We start from the raw sequence: 17,893 nt of genomic DNA, 5'->3' as shown, positions 1-17,893 counted from the left end.
ACTCAAACGTTATAGTTTTATGCCTTATCTATTTTAATAGAGTAAATCGCCTCATCCCTAAATTTCTCTAAAATCCAAAAACTCAAACGTTATAGTTTTATGCCTTATCTATTTTAATAGAGTAAATCGCCTCATGCCTAAGTTTATCTAAAATCTAAAAACTCAGACGTTATAGTTTTATGCCTTATCTATCCAAGAGCTGCGTGTTTTTTTTTCAGTAGTCTTAACTAGAAAAAAATCTATTCTGCGAAATCATCTATTTTTCAATTATTGGCGACTGAAATAGATAGTTAGGTTAGCTCTGATAAAGAAATTGGAGACATCACGCCAGTACTATTCTAGGCAACTAACTAATAATAACAACTGAAAATAATGTAAGGAACTTTCCATTTCAGGTTCATCACTTTCTAACTGAGTAGCATCAGGCATCATTGCCTCTAAGGTTTGAGCATTTAAAATCATTTATTATTAATTAATAGTGTTCTGTAGTAATGATAATCTACTGATATTTACGGATATTTCTACAATTTATATGATTTTTTTTATGTAGTAATACTGAACATTTTGAGAGATTTAAATATTCGGTAAAGTTTGACTATTTTACTTGCAAATTAAGTTCTTGGTAGGTTAGATTTAATTGGTAGAAAAGAACACCTTTTAAGAGCAGATAAATATGAATAAATACAAATCATTTTTACCATTAGCAGGATTAGTGATTGGATTTTTAGGAGCGCCAGTTTCAGCAAAAGCTTTTACTCTAGGAGGTGTTATTAATGGAGAAGAAGCTTTTGAGCAATTTAGATGCAACATATAGATGTTGCTGCTGAGGGGCGAATTGGAGATTTATCAGGAACAGCAGAACATGAATTTAATATCCATTACGATAATGAGAATGGCGATGGTCAAACAGTTCCTGTTGAGTACCGTCGTTTTGATTGGGTGAGTGGAAAAGCAGAATATTTTACTCTAACATTATTCAAAGATGTACTAACTTACGAAATTGGTGGACAAACTTTAAAATACGGTATTACAGATACTTTTAACGATCTATTTATCCGCACAACAGCTCGTAAACAAAATAATAGTGTTGTGGTAGATAATCTAATGCTAAATGGTCAGGCGATCGCGGAAAATTCTAGTTTTGCCTGCTCTGAAAGATGTGATTATTGGAATAGCTCCCAATATCTATGGTTAACGGATCTAGAGGAGAGTTTCACATTAACGGGCACAACAACTATGACTTGGACTGGAGATCCTAGAGACCTTAAAGATAAAGATAACCCAGCTCCCCACCGTTCAGAACTAGCATTTCAACTTAAACTAGGCGATGTGATTATGGGAGAAGAATTGACAGGTGAATTAGCAACAACACCAGAGCCAGTTTCCATGTCACTATTTTCTGTTGGTGTTGTAGGTTTAGCAATGGCTGGTTTGCGTCGTCAGAAGAAAGGATAAATCAGAAATTTCAGATGGTTTGACCCCAATAGTTAGTATTCAATTAGTCATGTATTTATTACAAAATAGGGTTGCAATCTACTTTTTTAAGTCTGCTAAATTGAATCTGAGACCAAATCATTTGATGATTAATATTATGTCCAGATGAACAGTTATAAATAATTCGGGAGGAGTCAGAACTTAATTATCAATTATCCATTATTCATTATCCATTAATCAAAGCTTTCTTCTTTTCAAGGAAAGGTAATTATTAATTATTAATTGTTGGAGTATTTCTGTTTTTATCTACAGTGAACTCTGATTAAAATTTGATTTTCTGCAACTTCTTATGAATCTAGTATCAGTCACTAATATAATCTGCGGTTGAATAGTTGTACTTTATAAGGAGGAAAGGAGAGGGAACTTATACTGAAGTTAGAAGGGAAGGAGTTAAGTTTAGAAGGGAGAAAGTTTTTGATAACTGATTATCTAAACATTATATTAGTTGATTTTTCGGCGTTACATAGTTGGGAGATGATAATTAAATTAGCATCAGCTAAAACTATCCCTTGATAATGTAAATTTTTGGGCAGATATCAAAATCATCCCTTGATAATACAACGCCGAAAATTGATTGCCAGAAACTACTCCTTCGTCTAAAAAATCAAGCTAATTTTTGCTCGCTGAAAATAACGCTTTAAAGCTTCTAAATATTTATCTATAGTTTTTCTGAATTAGTAACTAGATAATATTTAAAATTAAACCAAACTAAAGTTTAAAAAACTTCCGCTCCTTCAAACTGCTTAACCTTCTGAATATTAGCAGATTCCCCGCAAGTTCGAGGTGTAGGAAATATCTTTTCAGGATTAGCTAAACCCTTAGAATTAAATACACTTCTTACCCATTGCATAGTTTCTAAATCTGTCTCACTAAACATCAAAGACATATAACATTTCTTATCTGAACCGATGCCATGTTCTCCAGACAAACTACCACCAACCTCCACACAAATTTTCAGAATTTCTCCTCCTATTTCTTCTACAGTTTCAAAAGCACCTTCAACAGAATCATCGTAAATAATTAAAGGATGAAGATTCCCATCTCCAGCATGAAAAACATTGGCAATTTTATAACCATATTTATGACTAATTTCCTCTATTGCTTGCAAAACATAAGCCATTTTTGTCCGAGGGATTACCCCATCCTGAACAAAATAATTTTTCCCTAAGTTACCAGCAGCAGCAAAAGCAGCTTTTCGTCCTTTCCATAACTTCATCTGCTTTTCTGGTTCACTAGCAGTAGTAATTTCTATTGCTCCATTAGTTTTACATATTTCTTGAATTAATTTTTTATTCCTATCAACTTCCACTTGTAAACCATCTATTTCTACTAACAAAATTCCATCAGCATTGCGGGGATATAAACCCGTATTAATAACATCTTCTACAGCATTAATACTCAAATTATCCATGATTTCCATCCCAGCAGGAATTATGCCCGAACTGATAATATCAGATACAGTTTTTCCAGTATTTTCTATATTAGGAAATCCTGCTAAAAGTACACATACTGATTCAGCAGATTTAATAACTCTCAAAGTAATTTCTGTGGCTATTCCCAGAGTACCTTCAGAACCTACAAATAAACCTGTTAAATCATAACCAGGCATCTCAGGAATTTTCCCACCAATATCAACTATTGAACCATCAGGAGTAACTATTTTTAATCCTAAAACATGGTTAGTTGTTACTCCATATTTGAGACAATGGACGCCTCCAGAATTTTCAGCAATATTCCCACCAATTGAACAAATAATTTGACTGGAAGGGTCGGGAGCGTAATAGAAACCAGCGCCACTAATTGCTTGTGTCACCCAGTTATTAATAATGCCTGATTGTACAACAACTTGTTGATTTTCTAAGTCTATTTTCAGGATTTTTTGCATTAATGAAGTGACGATTAAAACACAGTCTTCTATTGGTAATGCTCCTCCAGAAAGACCTGTTCCTGCACCTCTAGGAAGCCAAGGAATATTGAGGTTATGACATATTTTTACTGCTTCTGAGACTTGTTCGGTGGTGCGGGGTAATATTACTAATGCAGGTCTTTGACGATAACTAGCTAGACCATCACATTCATATACTAATAATTCTTCTTTGCGTTGAACTACACCTTTTTTTCCTACAACTGCTTCAAATTGTTTGGCAATTTGTTTCCAATTACGTTTCGTTTTTTGTTTGTCTTTAGTAAGCATTTTATTTATGGGTATAGAAATTTTGAGGGTCATTTCAGTTATCAGTACCTCTGCCTGTTTGCGCAGCATGACCTAGGAAACTCAGAGGCTTGAAATAATGAACTGTTATCTTTTCATTCCCTTAAAAGGGGAGGCGCATTCCCTCTTTTTTTGGTAAATATTATCACTTAATTATAGCTTCTAATCCAAGATTTTCTCTAGGGGGGGGTGAAAAAAGCTAGAGGTTTAGGGTCGTTATACCAAATCTCAAAAAATTTGCTATATATCGTTTGGTTCGAGAGTGTGGGGTGTAGGAAAAAAATACTTTTAATACCAATTTGATAAATGTTTACTACAAATAGCTAGGGTACTTTTTAGGAGTCAGGAGTCAGGAGTCGTATGGGAATAGCTTCGATGCTATTTCTTAGTTAATAATCTATCTTTTTCGTCAAAGAGACGTATCCTGTAAATTATTTTTATCCTCCTTACTATTCGTAACATTCTTTTTTTTAACTGGTATATAGCAATTTTCATGTTTTTTAGAGTACAGAGATTTTGGTTTAAAGGAAGAAGGCTCATATTATCTAGGAGAGAAGGAAGAAGTAATGCAAGTCATGAAGTGAAAACCGCTATAACAACCTATTATCTAGTTAAAAATTATCAAAATTCCCCAAACTCTAGTTGTAATTATTTATAATTTAAGTTTTGTTTAAGTATATAGCAATCCTAAATAGGTTTTCAACAATTAATTATTAATTATTAATTATTAATTATTACCTCTCCCTAAAAGGAAGAGGATTGAATAAAAGGAAAATTTTTTCTCTCTTGGTCGATTGGATATGGCGTTAACGGAGTGGCTCTGTTAAGAGCAGGAGACCCGCTCTTGCAGAGCCGCGTTTCATGTCGCGCAGCGAAACGCTTTTCATGTCGCGCAGCGTTAACGCGCGTTGTGCGCCAGCTAAACGCCATCCCATCCTAAGGTCATGCTCCGCAAACGACCGCTTGTTTCTCCACGGCGAGTGAGAGGCTTTATACCTTTATTTTTCGGTAAGATTTTATCGTAGGGGTTTGGTTTCCAAATCCTATTTATGCTAGGGTTTGGAGACCAAACCGCTACAGCTTTCTCTCACAAATCATTTAGGATTACTATACTTTGTTGATTCTAATTATTATTGATAATTTGAGGGGTTTAAGATAATTAATTAGGATAAATAACATATTTTTTGGTTTACATTTGATTCAATATCTCTAAAAATTATGCTACAACTTTATCTGGTTGTTGAAGACAAACTGAAATATCATAATGCTGAATAATTCTGATATTAGCAGCTAAGTTTGTATTTAGTGGGAAAGGTTAGTTATTAGTTTGAAGAATGCCTAATTTTCCGTCGTGTAAAATGACGAAGTTAGCGATTTTATTTTCTCTACCTGTGGGAGTTGTTAGTCGAATTTTTGTGTTGGATAAAAATATAATATTGGCGCGATCTAGTGCTTCAGCAATTTTTACTTCTGCCTGGGAATTGAAGTCTAAATCATTCCAGGTAATGACATCTTTAAAGTATGGTTTAATTTGTTGGTTATCTGGTTTAGTATTTGTACTTTCTGCAACTGCTCTTTTGTCATTAGCAAGTACGATTAATTCATGTAAATCTGTTTGAGATAAGTTGGCTTCATTGAAACTTAAGTTAGTTCCATTCAAGTTTCCTTCTATAACAAACAAGAATTTCAACTGAATTCTTTCTGGTAATATTTTTTATGATCGCAGTTATTATTACTGCAATTATTCTTTATTTTAGATAAATAAGTTTAAACAAATTTGGAGTTAGATAAAATGCAAGGAGTTTTACTTTTTATATTTGCAGCAGGGTCTATTTGGGACTTTGCTACCAGTCTTTTAGGCATAATTGGTTTATTTGGAGTAACTGATTGGAAACAAGAATATATCCCTATTTATATAAGCGCTCTTATTGGTAGTGCTTTGATTTTAGGGTTAAGCATAAATGCAGAATAAATTTGGTCAGGATATACAAATAATAAATACGAAATTTTAATTCCATTTCATATAATTGCTGTAATTTTTGATGCTTATACATCTTTTTTAGGAACAGCACAAAATGTTCTATTAAAGGACAGTCGTACAGCTTTTATCACTATAGGTTTTAGAGAAGTTTGGGAAAATACAACTTTTGAACAAAAAATAGCACTTTTATTCGTTACAGCATTATTCACAATGAGTCCTATTACATTCTCAAGCGGGATATCAAACCAGACAATATAATATTACGCAAAAATCACAAAAATCAAGAACTACTTGTTCTAATAGATTTTGGTATTGCCCGTGAATTTATTCCCAATCAAACTAAAAGCTACACCCAATTTTATACATAAGGTTATGCACCTATAGAACAATATATTCGCAAACATCAACCAGGAGAATATACAGATATTTATGCTTTAGCAGCCACACTTTATGTGCTTTTAACTAAATATCAATTACCTAACTCTATAGATAGATATCATACTCAATTAGCAATACATAAAACCCACTTACCAAAACAAGCTCTTTTCGTCTTAAAATTAGTTTTTAAACTGATGGGAAAACAATCTAAATACGACCCATTAGTAGAACCAAAACAAATTAATAAAAAAATTAGCGATCGCCTCAACAATGCAATTCTCAAAGGAACGGAAATTCAACCGGAAGACCGCCCTTAAACTTTGCAAGAATGGTTGGCATTACTTCAAATTCAACCTCAGAGCATTATGTCTCAAATGTCTCAGGTTTCTCGCACAGCCTTTTCTCAAATGGCTACCTTACATATTCCAGGTATAAAACCTATTTATCAAAATCCTGTAAAAACTATTCCTAGAAGCGAAGCCAATATATTATTTACTGGAGCTAGTATTTTCATATTTGTTGTTACTATTTATATCCATTCTCCCAAGCTAAATTTTAGAAGAAATTATCACCCTTCAACTCCTCAACCTACTCCTACTACTCCTATTCCACAACAAAAATCTAATCCCACTATACAACCTCAAAAATTACCCCAAACTTCTACTCCTACTACTCCTATTCGACAACCAAAATCTCATCCCACTATACAACCTCAAAAAACCACCCCAACCTTCGCCAGAAACTAATATTCCAGATAATCCCAAAAAAGCTATTAATTATATAGATCAAGAAGTAGATTACACACCTTTAGAAAAATTATTGTCATCCGATAGCTTTGAAGAAGCAGACAAAGAAACACTAAGAATTATACTTTCACTGGTAGGGCGAGAAAAAGAGTATTGGTTGAATATAGAAGATATTAAAAATATCCCCTGCACAGACCTAGATAAAATTAATCAATTGTGGATTAACTATAGTAACGGCAAATTTGGATTTACCATTCAAAAACAGATTTGGATAGAATTAGGAGGTAAATCAGGAATTTATAATGTAGGGATAGCCGATAATTTTATTCAGGAAGTCGGATGGGGAGAAAATCATAAAAGATATAAACATATTACATATAAAATTTCAGCTCCTTACGGACATCTTCCTTTTAGAATTACTTCTCATGTTTGGGATTTTGGCGCTCCTTATTTAGCAGAAAAACTAGCAGAATGTAACATTTGATAGACTATTTTTTTCCACTCTAAAACATAGCACCATGTCGCTAAATCAAAAGTAAAAAATCTAAATTCAGAAAACCCCTGATGTAAATCAAGTTGCTCTAAACTCCATGCTCGATTCTTTTTTTCGTGTCATAGCTCCCTCACCATTTTTTAGGTAATATCATCTCCGGTAGTATCGGTATTATAAAAATTGGGAGCATCTTGCTGACTAGCATCATTATCAACAGTGGCAGCATCATTTATAACCTTCATAAATCCCACCCTACCGGATTCAATATAAATCATCAAAATTCACCAATTAACAATTAACAATTAATAATTACCTCTCACTTTTAGGGATAGGATTGACGCTCAAGGAAAAAAATAATTTTTTTTCTTTTTTAAATTGTCGGCTTTTAACCAGAATTATTTAATTATTCATTATTCATTATTCGGTAAAATTTTGTAGCGTTATTATTGCAATTTTTATTAACTACCAAAATGCACAAATTTTGTGTATATGAAAAAAATTATAGCAATTCATTCCGGGGTTGTAATATTTTATCCTAGTGCAGGATTGCGGAAATAATTGACCAGTTACAAAATCCTAAAAGACTTAGTAACTAACTAATACCATTTCTCAAAAACTTTATCTATTTCAGAGTAGGAGAGTAGGGGAGTGTAGGGATGTTGCATGCAACATCCCTACGGGAAAAGTAAAAATAAGAATAATTAACATTAACTGACCAGTAATTATCAAAACAGTTATTCGGATTGTGTTAATTACTTAATAATTGAAGTGCCACCCAAGTATAGCATTACTTTTGGTAATTGGTATAATACTTTTGACTTTTAACTTCGGCGTAGCAGCACTAGGGGTTTAGTCTTAAAATCATATTTTCCCTTAGGTTTGGAGACCAAACTCCTACAATTTTTTTCACAACTCATTAATGAGATTGCTATACCAAACTTTCAATAATAGTATGACTAAGAATTAATTATCTATCAAATCTAAAATTCTCAAATAAATTAATCTTGAACTAAGGGGAAAACATCAGGGAAAGCCCGCCAAACCTCCCTAACAAAATCTCTTAAATGTTGATGTGAAATATGCAAATTTTTCGGTTCGCTATCCAACAAATATAACTCAGATAAAAGTGGCAGAAACTCTGTATCAATAACTTCCCTAAATAAACAAATCGGCCATACCAAATCCGCACCATCTCGCAAATCCCATAACCTAGATATTTCTGACACATCTTGATTATTTTCACACTCACTTTCTGAGGAAAATACTTTTAAAATCAAAGGCCGAACCCAACACATTTGACGTGCTTCTAACACCTGAATTACTTCTGCATATAAACAAGTATTTCCATGTTCTAAACAAACAATTTGACTGGGTTGGAACTTAGGGTTAAAATCTTTTAATTCTCGCTTCATATAAAAAATAATTGATATTATATAGAATTTTTCAAATTGATGATATACATAATTTTTTGATTTTAAAGAAGAGCAAACAGGGAATAGAAAACAGAAAAAAATACTGTACCTGATAAATATGATATTTTTTCTTCTTGGCTATCTTGAATAATTTAATCCTGATTGAGATTTTTCAATGCTGCCTCTAAATCCATAGTTAAGTTTTGTGCCTGCTTTTTTCCATCACCACAAATATAATCTTTAACCAACAAAAGAACACCAATACAAATTTTAATATTACAACCACGACGCGGAATAACTGGATTTTAATTCAAAGATATAGGTACTACTTTAACATCAAGATTTGGTTGATGATATTTAGCCCGAAATTCTATTCTTGCTAATCTATTTTTAAGAGGATGAACTTGGTTATAGCGATAAATCTTACCTTCAGGTAATATTACTAACATCTCCCTATTTAACATTAATTCCGCTCCATGACGAAAACAAGAACGGATTTTTAGGATTAATAGGAAATCCACCCAAACGTCTAATAAACCAACCCTGTAAACTTTTAACTTCTACCATTTGCACCATAAATTTTGGGTCTCGACCTGTCATTAATTTACCTGTAGCATAAGCTATAATTAAGTAAGGATTCAGCTATTAGCTCTCAGCTTTCAGCAAACAGACTTTTCTTTCCTTACCTTCGGAATGCTTCGCAAACGGAATGCTTCACAAACAAGCGATTTTTATCCCTGAAAATTTCTAAGTACCATTAATAAAGCTTTTCTAATACATCAGAAACAATGGCTGATAGCTGATAGCTGACGGCTGAATACTTACATAATTAACCCATCCCAACTAGAACAATGAGTAGGAGCTAAAATCACTGGTCTTACTTTCCGAATATTTTCTTGACCAATAATATTTATTCTCTGAAAATAAAAGGGCATTACTATATAATGACTGAGAAAATAAGATAAAGAAACTAACCAAGAACAAATACTTGAAGTTGAACTTGTAGAATTAGCTGGAAAATTTGCTGTTTTGAAAAATGATGGAATGTACTTGAGAACCATCATAATTTTTTACCTCAATATCTAAGTTAATTTATTAACTTTAAGGTAAATTTTGTAGCTGTTGTAGCTGACTCTTTAAATGACACTTATTTAACTGTCTATACTAGCACTCAGCTATCAGCTATCAGCTTCTCAAGGTATAGCAATCCTATTTCATTTGTAATATTTTGGTGGCAGTTAGGAGTCAGGAGCCAGGAGTCAGGAGTCATAATTTTCAAGATTATCATTATAATTAACTATAATAAAAATTCTCACAAATCATTTAGGATTGCTATATATAACTTAGTGTTTTAATTCCCCCATTAACACACACCACGCGCTTTTCCAAACATAGTGGAGTTCAACAATTAATAATTATTAATTATTAATTATTAATTATTATCAAGAACAGAATTGGCTAAAAGGATTTTTTTCTTGATTAATGAAGAGGCTTTATACCTTAATTTTTTGGTAAACTCTTGAATTTTTAGCTGATAGCTAATGGCTAGTTAATTAGGGGATTTTTAAATGGCAAAATTAATTCCTTTTCCTATTACCTAAATTGAGCAAACCAAGACTGTAATTGTTGACGACAAGCAGATTCCATTATTCCCCCCAATACAGACAAACGATGATTAGAAAAAACACTATCTGGAAAATTAGCCACTGTCCTAACTGTGCCAGTTTTCGGATCGTCCGCTCCATAAACCAATAAACCTATTCTTGCCTGCAATATTGCCCCACTACACATTGGACAAGGTTCAAGATTAACATAAAGAGTACATTGATTTAAGTGCCAATTACGCAAAATTAGTCCCGCTTGTCGCAAAGCCAATATTTCCGCATGAGCAGTAGGGTCAAAATCTCGCTCCCGTCGGTTTTGAGCTTCTGTAATTAACTGACCATCTGAGTTAACTATCACAGCACCCACTGGGACCTCTCCAGCATCACCAGCAATTTTGGCCAGTTCTAATACCCGACTCATCCATTTTTTATGGACTAGATAACTTGGATGGTCAATCATCTTGACATTTTCCCAACCCTACTATAACCAAGATAACAATAGGGAACCCATAGTATCATTAGTCTTATACAAAACTACACCTAAACAAGAAACCAGATTTACTGCCCTGATTATGGTTTTTCAAACTACGAAATTTCCTTGGTTAGTATCAATAACTCTGAAGGTAGTCCCTTTATAGAAAGCTAACTGATAACTGATAACTGATAACTGATAACTGATAACTGATAACTGAAATGACTAATCAACCTTTGCAAATAGAATGGCAAATTGTTAAAGACTATAACGATATTCTCTACCAAAAAACTGACAGAATTGCCAAAATAACTATTAACCGTCCCCACAAACGTAATGCTTTTCGCCCTAAAACTGTATTTGAACTTTATGATGCTTTTGTTGACGCTCGTGAAGACCCAAATATTGGAGTAGTTTTGTTTACAGGTGCTGGACCTCATACAGATGGTAAATATGCTTTCTGTGCTGGTGGAGACCAAAGTGTGCGGGGTAAAGCAGGTTACGTTGATGAGGCTGGAGTGCCACGGTTGAATGTCTTGGACTTACAACGGTTAATTCGTTCCATGCCTAAAGTTGTCATTGCTTTAGTAGCTGGATATGCTATTGGTGGAGGTCATGTTTTACATATTATTTGTGACCTAACTATTGCTGCAGATAATGCAATTTTTGGTCAAACTGGTCCGAAGGTAGGTAGTTTTGATGGTGGGTTTGGGGCCAGTTATTTAGCAAGAATTGTTGGTCAGAAAAAAGCACGAGAAATTTGGTTTCTCTGTCGGCAATACACAGCCCAACAAGCTTTGGAAATGGGTTTAGTTAATTGTGTTGTACCAGTTGAGGAATTAGAAACAGAAGGCGTTAAGTGGGCACTTGAAATTTTGGAAAAAAGCCCGATTGCCATTCGTTGTCTCAAAGCAGCTTTTAATGCCGATTGTGATGGACAAGCTGGACTACAAGAATTAGCGGGTAATGCTACCCTTCTTTATTACATGACGGAGGAAGGAGCTGAAGGTAAAAAGGCGTTCCTAGAAAAACGGCCTCCAGATTTTAGTAGATATCCTTGGCTACCTTGACATCCTCTCCCGGATCAAGGCACTGAGATTCCTACCTAGCCCTAATCCTTCAGTGGATTATAGCAGTTTTCACAAAGGAAGAACGAAGAAGTAATGCAAGTCATGAAGTGAAAACTGCTATATATAAATAAACAGCATGAGTATACTTGGGATGTTGTTTCCCAACAGCTAATTAGTCTTAGATCGAGACGGAATTTTTCTACCACTCATAACCAGAGGAAACAGTTTATTTGCACTTTGGTTATCCTCTCCTGTTATAATTTGTTATTGAACGGAATAGGATAACAGCTATTTTTCAGATGTATGGCTGAAACCTATAAACTCCAATAGGAATTTAGCAAAATTATATAGCAATTCCCAAGAAGCGTGAGGTACAAAATTCCTTGGTTTTAGGGAGTAGGGAGTAGGGAGTAGGGAGTAGGGAGCAGGGAAGATAGCGAAATGGGGAGTAGGGTAGGAGAAAAACAACTGTACCTCAAAAAAAGTGAGAAACGCTATATATAAATTCAACAATGCCGTAAATTCTAGGGATGATAAATCTAAAGAAATCAGGAAAATTAGACTAGATTTACTGACACCTTAACTTAAATTTATTGCTCATAAGAAGCAACTCTAACTGTATTACTTAGTTGACGAATATTATTAGCAGTAGGTTTTAGGGGTAAAACTACTTCCAATGTTTCATCAATTTTCTGATGCCACATAACTATACTATTCCGATTTTCTCTGTATGCTGCAAAGGGAGGTAAAGCTAATGAACAGGCCTTCCAATTACTTTCAACTGGTGTCATTAACTTTTGGCAAACACCACCACGCCTTCCCTCGGGTGAATAGTATTGGCAATGACGACAAGCTAGAGTGGTTTTCATAAAAAATTTTCCTAAAATTTATATTCACTAGACTTTAAATTATTTTTAATCCCTGGGAATTCATGGTTTTAATCGATTAAAACCATTATGACATCTAGCTTCTGAAGATCCCTATCAATTAACTAGATTTTATATTATTTTTATAATTCCGTTATAAACAGAAATATTTCGATAATAGCTGGCCATAAAACTTGTATGAATAAATACATTATTTCGGTAAAATTAATGGGGATCAAGCTAAAATGTAAGTCATATAGAAGTCAAATAGGTTATATTTAAACCCATTACCTGGCAATATTTATCGCTACTAAGTACCTATAAAGACAGGGAAAAAAGCTATTAAAAATTTTTAATAACTGATTAAGATAAATTAATTATTTTGTATTTTTAATTACATTTTTGGGAATAATTCCTTGAACGAAGCCCCTTGAGAAAACAGGGCTGTTTCATTCCCATTTTTGAATATATTATACTAATTCCCATGCATTAATGCTTTCCTTATAGGAAACTTCAACTATTAAGTAATTAACGCAGGACGAATAATTTTTTTGATGATTATTAACAATTTAGTATTAATTATTATGATTTTTCCCTCTCCTGTAGGGATGTTGCATGTAACATCCCTACCCCTACTCCCCCGCTACCCTACTCAATAAAATGTAGAAAAGTTTTTGATAAATGGTATTACAGGAGTTGGAAGAAGTTATACCATTTCACTCAATACCGCTCGCAGATCAAGCCTTAATAATTAAACGTTGGTCAACCTTTTGGTTGAAAAGTTTTCCGAAGTGAGGGTAGCCATTTCCCTATTACCTAGAGCTACCATCATTTTGTGAGATTCTGAAAGTGAAGTGTTATTAGTACCTTGTTTCCCCTCCCCTACTCCCTACTTCTATCCCGATGACCACTGCTTAGTGGCGCAAATTGCACAGACTGACCAACGTTCGATTTCTCCAGGGGGAGTAGGAGATTGGCATTGAGGACAAAGGGGTAAACTCTGAGAACGGTTCTTTATAGCTTTCGCCCAATTTTGAAAGGTGGTCTGAGGATTTTGATTTTTGGGAGTAGAGTTGGCCAGGGATGGTGGGTTCAACTGAGGAATCATGCTAGGATGCTTTTGCCAATCATTTTTTTCATTTTGGAGTGATTGATTGAGAGGGTAATGATTATGCCATCGAGCTGGAGAGAATCGAATATCATCTAGAGGTATAGACAAAAGGTGGTTTAGCTTTTCTAAAAGTTGGGGAACTAGGAAACGAAGTTCTTGAGACAAGGCAGCACTGGATGTTGCTACATATAAAACACGTCGCTCAATGTATAATGGTTTGGTTTCCCTAGCCATTACTCCTAAAATTTGTTCCCAAGATTCTGTCAGCTTCAGAAAATGTTGTTGTTGGGGCGATCGCTCCATAATTTTGAGATTGCCTAAAATATGATTGAGAGACTGAAAATCCATATTTGATAAACTCTAGCTCAAGGTAGTAGGGAGGGTTGAAAACCAAAATCGACACGTTTCAAAGTTCGTTGTGAAGTTTGAGAACCTAATTTTTGATACTACGTCCATACCTTATTAAATTTAGGTAAGCAATTTTGTTGTTTGTAATAAATTAACAGAATGATTCAACTTTTGATATTGAGTCTTACGGTTAGCTACAGCAGCACTTTACAGACAGCATTAGATATGTCTGGCCTAGTGCATTAACACTTCCTGTTAGTTATTAGGATAAAGTCTGTATGTTATAGAAGCTCTAACCGTATCTCCAGAAAATAGGTCCAAGTCGAGAAGTAATTGATAAAAAATTGGTAATAATTGATTTGATGATTAAATTTTGGGAAATATCTAATACACCCCATCTCTCCACACTCCCCCACTCCCCTACTCTCAATCTATAATTTTAAATAAATCCCATAGATCCCAAATGCATTCTATAAGCCTTGTGACCATTTGTTCCACTGTGCTAACCTTTGATTACTATATTAATTGAATCGAATATTAGGTCAAGTTAATGATTAACTAGCAGGAGTTATTAAATGAGTCAAAATTCGATAGTTAAGTCTACTAAAAATTCTACCCAAGAATTAAATCGGACTTTGCAAGCTGTCATGGAAAGTTTGGATGTAGAGCTAGAAGCAGAACTAACAAGATATCGCAAGTACCGTAGGGAAACAGAAAAGTCGCAAGTTTCTCAGAAAAATATTAATAAACAAATTTATAAAACACCCGAATTAATGTCTCTATTACCAGTGGAGGATCAAACACTCTCCTCATTGTCTTTATCTGATATGGACTCATTATTGGAAAACTCTGAAACATCTAATACTTCTGCTAAGAAAGCTTCACCATTGGCCATTGATCCTCCCAGCCCTACAGAAATTAGCATGGCTAAAAAAGGTGATGTAGAAAATCATGATGGTGAGAAACAGACATCTCAATTAAGTGACAATAATTCTAAAGCACCAGATAACTATCTGGAATCTTCAGAGAAACTTCTAGAGAGTTTAGATAAATTAAAATCAAGTCATCAGAACCAATCTAATTATTTAGCAAGTTTGTTGACTCCCCTGGGAATAGTTTCAATGTTTCTGTTCTTTATCTCTTGTACTACTTTGGGCTATGTTGTAAAGCACCCATCAGTTCTCAGCAATCTTGGTTTAGATCGTTTTTTCAAAGGTACTTCTGCTCAAACAAATACAGATGAAACTACTACTGATAATGTTGAAGATAGACAGGAGAAACCTTTACCGAAATCTCCTGACTTGGCATCTCAAGAGTTTGTAGATTTAGATTTGAATACTCTAAGTAATGTTAATCCTAAACCTAGTCAGTTCCCATCCCCTACGACAAAAGTCAAACCTGTAGTACCACCACCAATATCGGGAAGTGTTAATACTACTTCACAATCTAATAAAGCAACTGCAAAACTGGATAATCTCAGTACTACTTTATTGCCTCAGTCTGCCCCATCTACTGTAGTTACTTTATCTTCTCCAACTCCATCCCCAATAGTTAAACCTTCCCCAGAAATTTCTAGTAGTTCTCAAATAACTAACCCAATTAAATCAGATGATGGTTGGTATTATGTAGTTCTGGATTATGTGAATGAAGAATCTTTGTATAAAGCGCAGCAAATAATTTCAGATGCTTATATTCGTGAAACATCTAATGGCATGAAGATACAGATGGGGGCATTTTGGGAACCAGAAAGAGCAAAAATGTTTCTTCAAGAATTACGCCAAGAAGGACTGGATGCCAAATATTACAAGTTGAAACCTGAGAATTATTAATTAGGGAAGATAAAAAAAAGGATTATTAAGAAATGACTTGAGAGTAAAGTTATTTCTGTCTCCAATAAGTATAAAAGCTAAAGCACGAAAAATGAATTACTCCTGGAGACTTTATGAGCAAAAATTATAATAAATATGGAGAGTCTTGATGGGAATTTTTGACCGCCTTTGGCGGATAATTCGGGCTAATATAAATACTTTGGTTTCTGGTGCTGAAGATCCAGAGAAGGTTCTGGAGCAGACAGTAAAAGATATGCAGAATGACCTGGTGAAACTACGCCAAGCAGTGGCACAGGCCATCGCTACTCAAAAAGGCACAGAAAGACAATGTTACCAAGCTCAATCTACTGCTGATGAATGGTATAGACGAGCGCAGTTGGCTTTACAAAAAGGCCAGGAAAATTTGGCGCGGGAAGCTCTTACTAGACGCAAGTCATACCAAGAAATAGCTACCGTGATGAAGGTTCAGGTGGAGCAGCAAAAACAGGTGGTGGAAAAGCTGAAGCAAAATATGAGGCAGTTGGAGCAGAAAATTAGTGAAGCAAAATTAAAAAAGAATATGTATATTGCTAGGGCACGTTCTGCTAGGGCCTCGGAAAAGCTGAATGAAATTTTAGGATCAGTAAATACTGGTAATACTCTGAGTGCTTTTGAGCAGATGGAAGAGAAAATAATGCAGCTTGAGGCTAAGTCTGAGGCGATGGCTGAGTTAGGAACTGATAGTTTAGAGAAAGAGTTTGTATCTTTGGAAAGAGATGATAATGATATTGAGACTCAGTTGGAGGCAATGAAGGCGGAAATGTTGCCTAGAGGGGCAAATTCTCAATTGCCTCATCAAAAAGGTTCCTATCTGAAACAATCAGACACTGGTGAAGTATCCTAAAAACAAGATTTCAAGGGCTAAAAGTAAAATTTAGGTGAGCTTTAGTTAGGGAATAGCAAAAAATAAATTATCCAATTTTTGAACTAGACCCTGAAAGTTTCGCTACCTAATTTTCCTACTCACTATTCCCTCAATTCAGGGTAATTGTATCTTTTGTTGATTTGGAAGTCCCTTCGTCTCACCCTTGCAAAACCATAAACTATGCCAGAAAACTGAATATCCTTTGTAAAGACGAATTGACAGGATAACATCAAATCAATTTGAGAAAACTTTTGTGCCCACATTCGGCACTATAGACTGTATTATTAAAGGTTACATAAAATCCTCTAGTGAATCAAGTATAATACCAGTTTTATAAATCTTTACTACAAATATTTAGGTTACTGCTTAGGAGTTAGGAGTCTCTATGTAAGCATTCAGCCATCAGCTAGCCTCCTAGGTCGGAACTACGTTAACAGCCATCAGCTATTAGCTATTGCTTTTGGTGGACTATAAAAGCTTTATTGATTAAACCAGAATTAAATCTTATTACAAAAGTCTGCTCCCTTGAGCTTAAACTATATATTCATTTAAACTCCATCCTTAAGGGCGGGATATTATTGCTGTTTGCTCGGCATTCCGCAGGAAATGCTTACTCAGGATGAATAGTTTTGATAGAATTTTTCATGTATTAGTTGATCCATGTATTAGTTGATCTTTGTCGTCAAATAGATATTTCCTAGAAAGTATTTTAATACTGCTTATTATTTGTAACATTATTTTTTCACGCTTGGTATAATTACTTATAATATCTAACAACAAAAAGTGAGACCATAAATCAAATTATCACTCTCTTAAATATTTAGGAAAATTGAAAAAATTTTATTTATAGTCATTTCACTTTAGATTGAGACAAAGCTTCCTTGCTATGAGGTAGTTTAAGACGAAAAAACGTCTCATTTTTAACCCACATTCCGCACGACAAAATGTAGTATGCAAAGATGGTAAAACTTGA

The 17,893-nt window shown here is 34.3% G+C and carries 21 protein-coding genes; 10 read left to right on the top strand and 11 right to left on the bottom strand.

Annotated elements, in window-relative coordinates; all coding sequences use genetic code 11:
* Positions 1–333: 333 nt before the first annotated feature.
* Complete coding sequence (locus ACP6PK_RS23385) at positions 334–462, bottom strand: hypothetical protein (protein ID WP_256386523.1); 129 nt, start codon at positions 460–462, stop codon at positions 334–336.
* A 211-nt stretch (positions 463–673) separates the two neighbouring features.
* On the opposite strand from ACP6PK_RS23385, the gene ACP6PK_RS23380 reads away from it, so the two are divergent.
* On the top strand, positions 674–814 hold the full coding sequence (locus ACP6PK_RS23380; protein WP_168186385.1) for a hypothetical protein: 141 nt from the start codon (positions 674–676) through the stop codon (positions 812–814).
* The gene (locus ACP6PK_RS23375) at positions 802–1,455 is read left to right on the top strand and encodes a choice-of-anchor W domain-containing protein (RefSeq protein WP_426563117.1); all 654 of its coding nucleotides are present in this window, start codon (positions 802–804) and stop codon (positions 1,453–1,455) included. The genes ACP6PK_RS23380 and ACP6PK_RS23375 overlap by 13 nt, the downstream gene beginning before the upstream one ends.
* A gap of 754 nt (positions 1,456–2,209) precedes the next feature.
* Here the strand turns inward: ACP6PK_RS23375 and ACP6PK_RS23370 are convergent.
* Both ACP6PK_RS23370 and ACP6PK_RS23365 read right to left on the bottom strand, forming a co-directional pair.
* Entirely contained in the window at positions 2,210–3,688 is a 1,479-nt protein-coding gene (locus tag ACP6PK_RS23370; RefSeq protein WP_426563157.1) for an FAD-linked oxidase C-terminal domain-containing protein, read from the bottom strand.
* 1,333 nt (positions 3,689–5,021) lie between these two features.
* The gene (locus ACP6PK_RS23365) at positions 5,022–5,396 is read right to left on the bottom strand and encodes a hypothetical protein (protein ID WP_426563115.1); all 375 of its coding nucleotides are present in this window, start codon (positions 5,394–5,396) and stop codon (positions 5,022–5,024) included.
* Positions 5,397–5,498: 102 nt separating this feature from the next.
* On the opposite strand from ACP6PK_RS23365, the gene ACP6PK_RS23360 reads away from it, so the two are divergent.
* The 5 genes from ACP6PK_RS23360 (at position 5,499) to ACP6PK_RS23340 (ending at position 7,295) form a co-directional block, all read left to right on the top strand.
* Positions 5,499–5,678: a hypothetical protein gene (locus ACP6PK_RS23360; RefSeq protein WP_426563113.1), complete on the top strand. Its 180-nt coding sequence runs from the start codon at positions 5,499–5,501 to the stop codon at positions 5,676–5,678.
* Between the two features lie 197 nt (positions 5,679–5,875).
* Positions 5,876–6,055, top strand: coding sequence for a protein kinase domain-containing protein (locus ACP6PK_RS23355; protein WP_426563155.1), 180 nt, complete (start codon positions 5,876–5,878; stop codon positions 6,053–6,055).
* Between the two features lie 84 nt (positions 6,056–6,139).
* Complete coding sequence (locus ACP6PK_RS23350) at positions 6,140–6,382, top strand: hypothetical protein (RefSeq protein ID WP_426563111.1); 243 nt, start codon at positions 6,140–6,142, stop codon at positions 6,380–6,382.
* Between the two features lie 48 nt (positions 6,383–6,430).
* A complete protein-coding gene (locus tag ACP6PK_RS23345) occupies positions 6,431–6,811 on the top strand; it encodes a hypothetical protein (protein ID WP_426563109.1) in 381 nt (126 codons plus the stop codon).
* Entirely contained in the window at positions 6,762–7,295 is a 534-nt protein-coding gene (locus ACP6PK_RS23340) for a GUN4 domain-containing protein (protein ID WP_426563153.1), read from the top strand. The genes ACP6PK_RS23345 and ACP6PK_RS23340 overlap by 50 nt, the downstream gene beginning before the upstream one ends.
* A gap of 149 nt (positions 7,296–7,444) precedes the next feature.
* Here ACP6PK_RS23340 and ACP6PK_RS23335 read toward each other — a convergent pair whose 3' ends face one another.
* From ACP6PK_RS23335 to tadA, 6 genes are all read right to left on the bottom strand, one after another.
* Positions 7,445–7,579, bottom strand: coding sequence for a hypothetical protein (locus ACP6PK_RS23335; RefSeq protein ID WP_426563108.1), 135 nt, complete (start codon positions 7,577–7,579; stop codon positions 7,445–7,447).
* Between the two features lie 723 nt (positions 7,580–8,302).
* A complete protein-coding gene (locus ACP6PK_RS23330) occupies positions 8,303–8,716 on the bottom strand; it encodes a hypothetical protein (RefSeq protein WP_426563106.1) in 414 nt (137 codons plus the stop codon).
* Positions 8,717–9,021: 305 nt separating this feature from the next.
* Positions 9,022–9,180, bottom strand: coding sequence for a lysophospholipid acyltransferase family protein (locus ACP6PK_RS23325; RefSeq protein WP_426563104.1), 159 nt, complete (start codon positions 9,178–9,180; stop codon positions 9,022–9,024).
* The gene (locus tag ACP6PK_RS23320) at positions 9,170–9,316 is read right to left on the bottom strand and encodes a hypothetical protein (protein WP_426563103.1); all 147 of its coding nucleotides are present in this window, start codon (positions 9,314–9,316) and stop codon (positions 9,170–9,172) included. Before ACP6PK_RS23320 ends, ACP6PK_RS23325 begins: the two co-directional genes overlap by 11 nt.
* A gap of 221 nt (positions 9,317–9,537) precedes the next feature.
* Positions 9,538–9,780, bottom strand: coding sequence for a hypothetical protein (locus ACP6PK_RS23315; protein ID WP_426563101.1), 243 nt, complete (start codon positions 9,778–9,780; stop codon positions 9,538–9,540).
* 529 nt (positions 9,781–10,309) lie between these two features.
* Complete coding sequence (tadA, locus tag ACP6PK_RS23310; protein ID WP_094671642.1) at positions 10,310–10,780, bottom strand: tRNA adenosine(34) deaminase TadA; 471 nt, start codon at positions 10,778–10,780, stop codon at positions 10,310–10,312.
* A gap of 248 nt (positions 10,781–11,028) precedes the next feature.
* Here tadA and menB point away from each other — a divergent pair, with 248 nt between their 5' ends.
* The gene (gene menB / locus ACP6PK_RS23305) at positions 11,029–11,862 is read left to right on the top strand and encodes a 1,4-dihydroxy-2-naphthoyl-CoA synthase (protein WP_426563151.1); all 834 of its coding nucleotides are present in this window, start codon (positions 11,029–11,031) and stop codon (positions 11,860–11,862) included.
* A gap of 590 nt (positions 11,863–12,452) precedes the next feature.
* Here the strand turns inward: menB and ACP6PK_RS23300 are convergent.
* Entirely contained in the window at positions 12,453–12,731 is a 279-nt protein-coding gene (locus tag ACP6PK_RS23300; RefSeq protein ID WP_094671643.1) for a hypothetical protein, read from the bottom strand.
* An 892-nt stretch (positions 12,732–13,623) separates the two neighbouring features.
* Positions 13,624–14,187 (bottom strand): DciA family protein, encoded by a 564-nt coding sequence (locus ACP6PK_RS23295; protein ID WP_094672384.1) that lies wholly within the window; start codon positions 14,185–14,187, stop codon positions 13,624–13,626.
* 575 nt (positions 14,188–14,762) lie between these two features.
* Here ACP6PK_RS23295 and ACP6PK_RS23290 point away from each other — a divergent pair.
* Together ACP6PK_RS23290 and ACP6PK_RS23285 are read left to right on the top strand one after the other, a co-directional pair.
* Positions 14,763–16,016, top strand: a complete 1,254-nt coding sequence (locus ACP6PK_RS23290) for a hypothetical protein (protein ID WP_426563098.1) — start codon at positions 14,763–14,765, stop codon at positions 16,014–16,016.
* A 148-nt stretch (positions 16,017–16,164) separates the two neighbouring features.
* Complete coding sequence (locus tag ACP6PK_RS23285) at positions 16,165–16,899, top strand: PspA/IM30 family protein (protein WP_094672382.1); 735 nt, start codon at positions 16,165–16,167, stop codon at positions 16,897–16,899.
* Positions 16,900–17,893: the final 994 nt, after the last annotated feature.

It is taken from the genome of Dapis hubbardiae BLCC-M172 (genome assembly GCF_050016015.1).
Lineage (GTDB): Bacteria > Cyanobacteriota > Cyanobacteriia > Cyanobacteriales > Microcoleaceae > Trichodesmium.
This window is presented reverse-complemented; position numbering and strand designations above follow the sequence as displayed.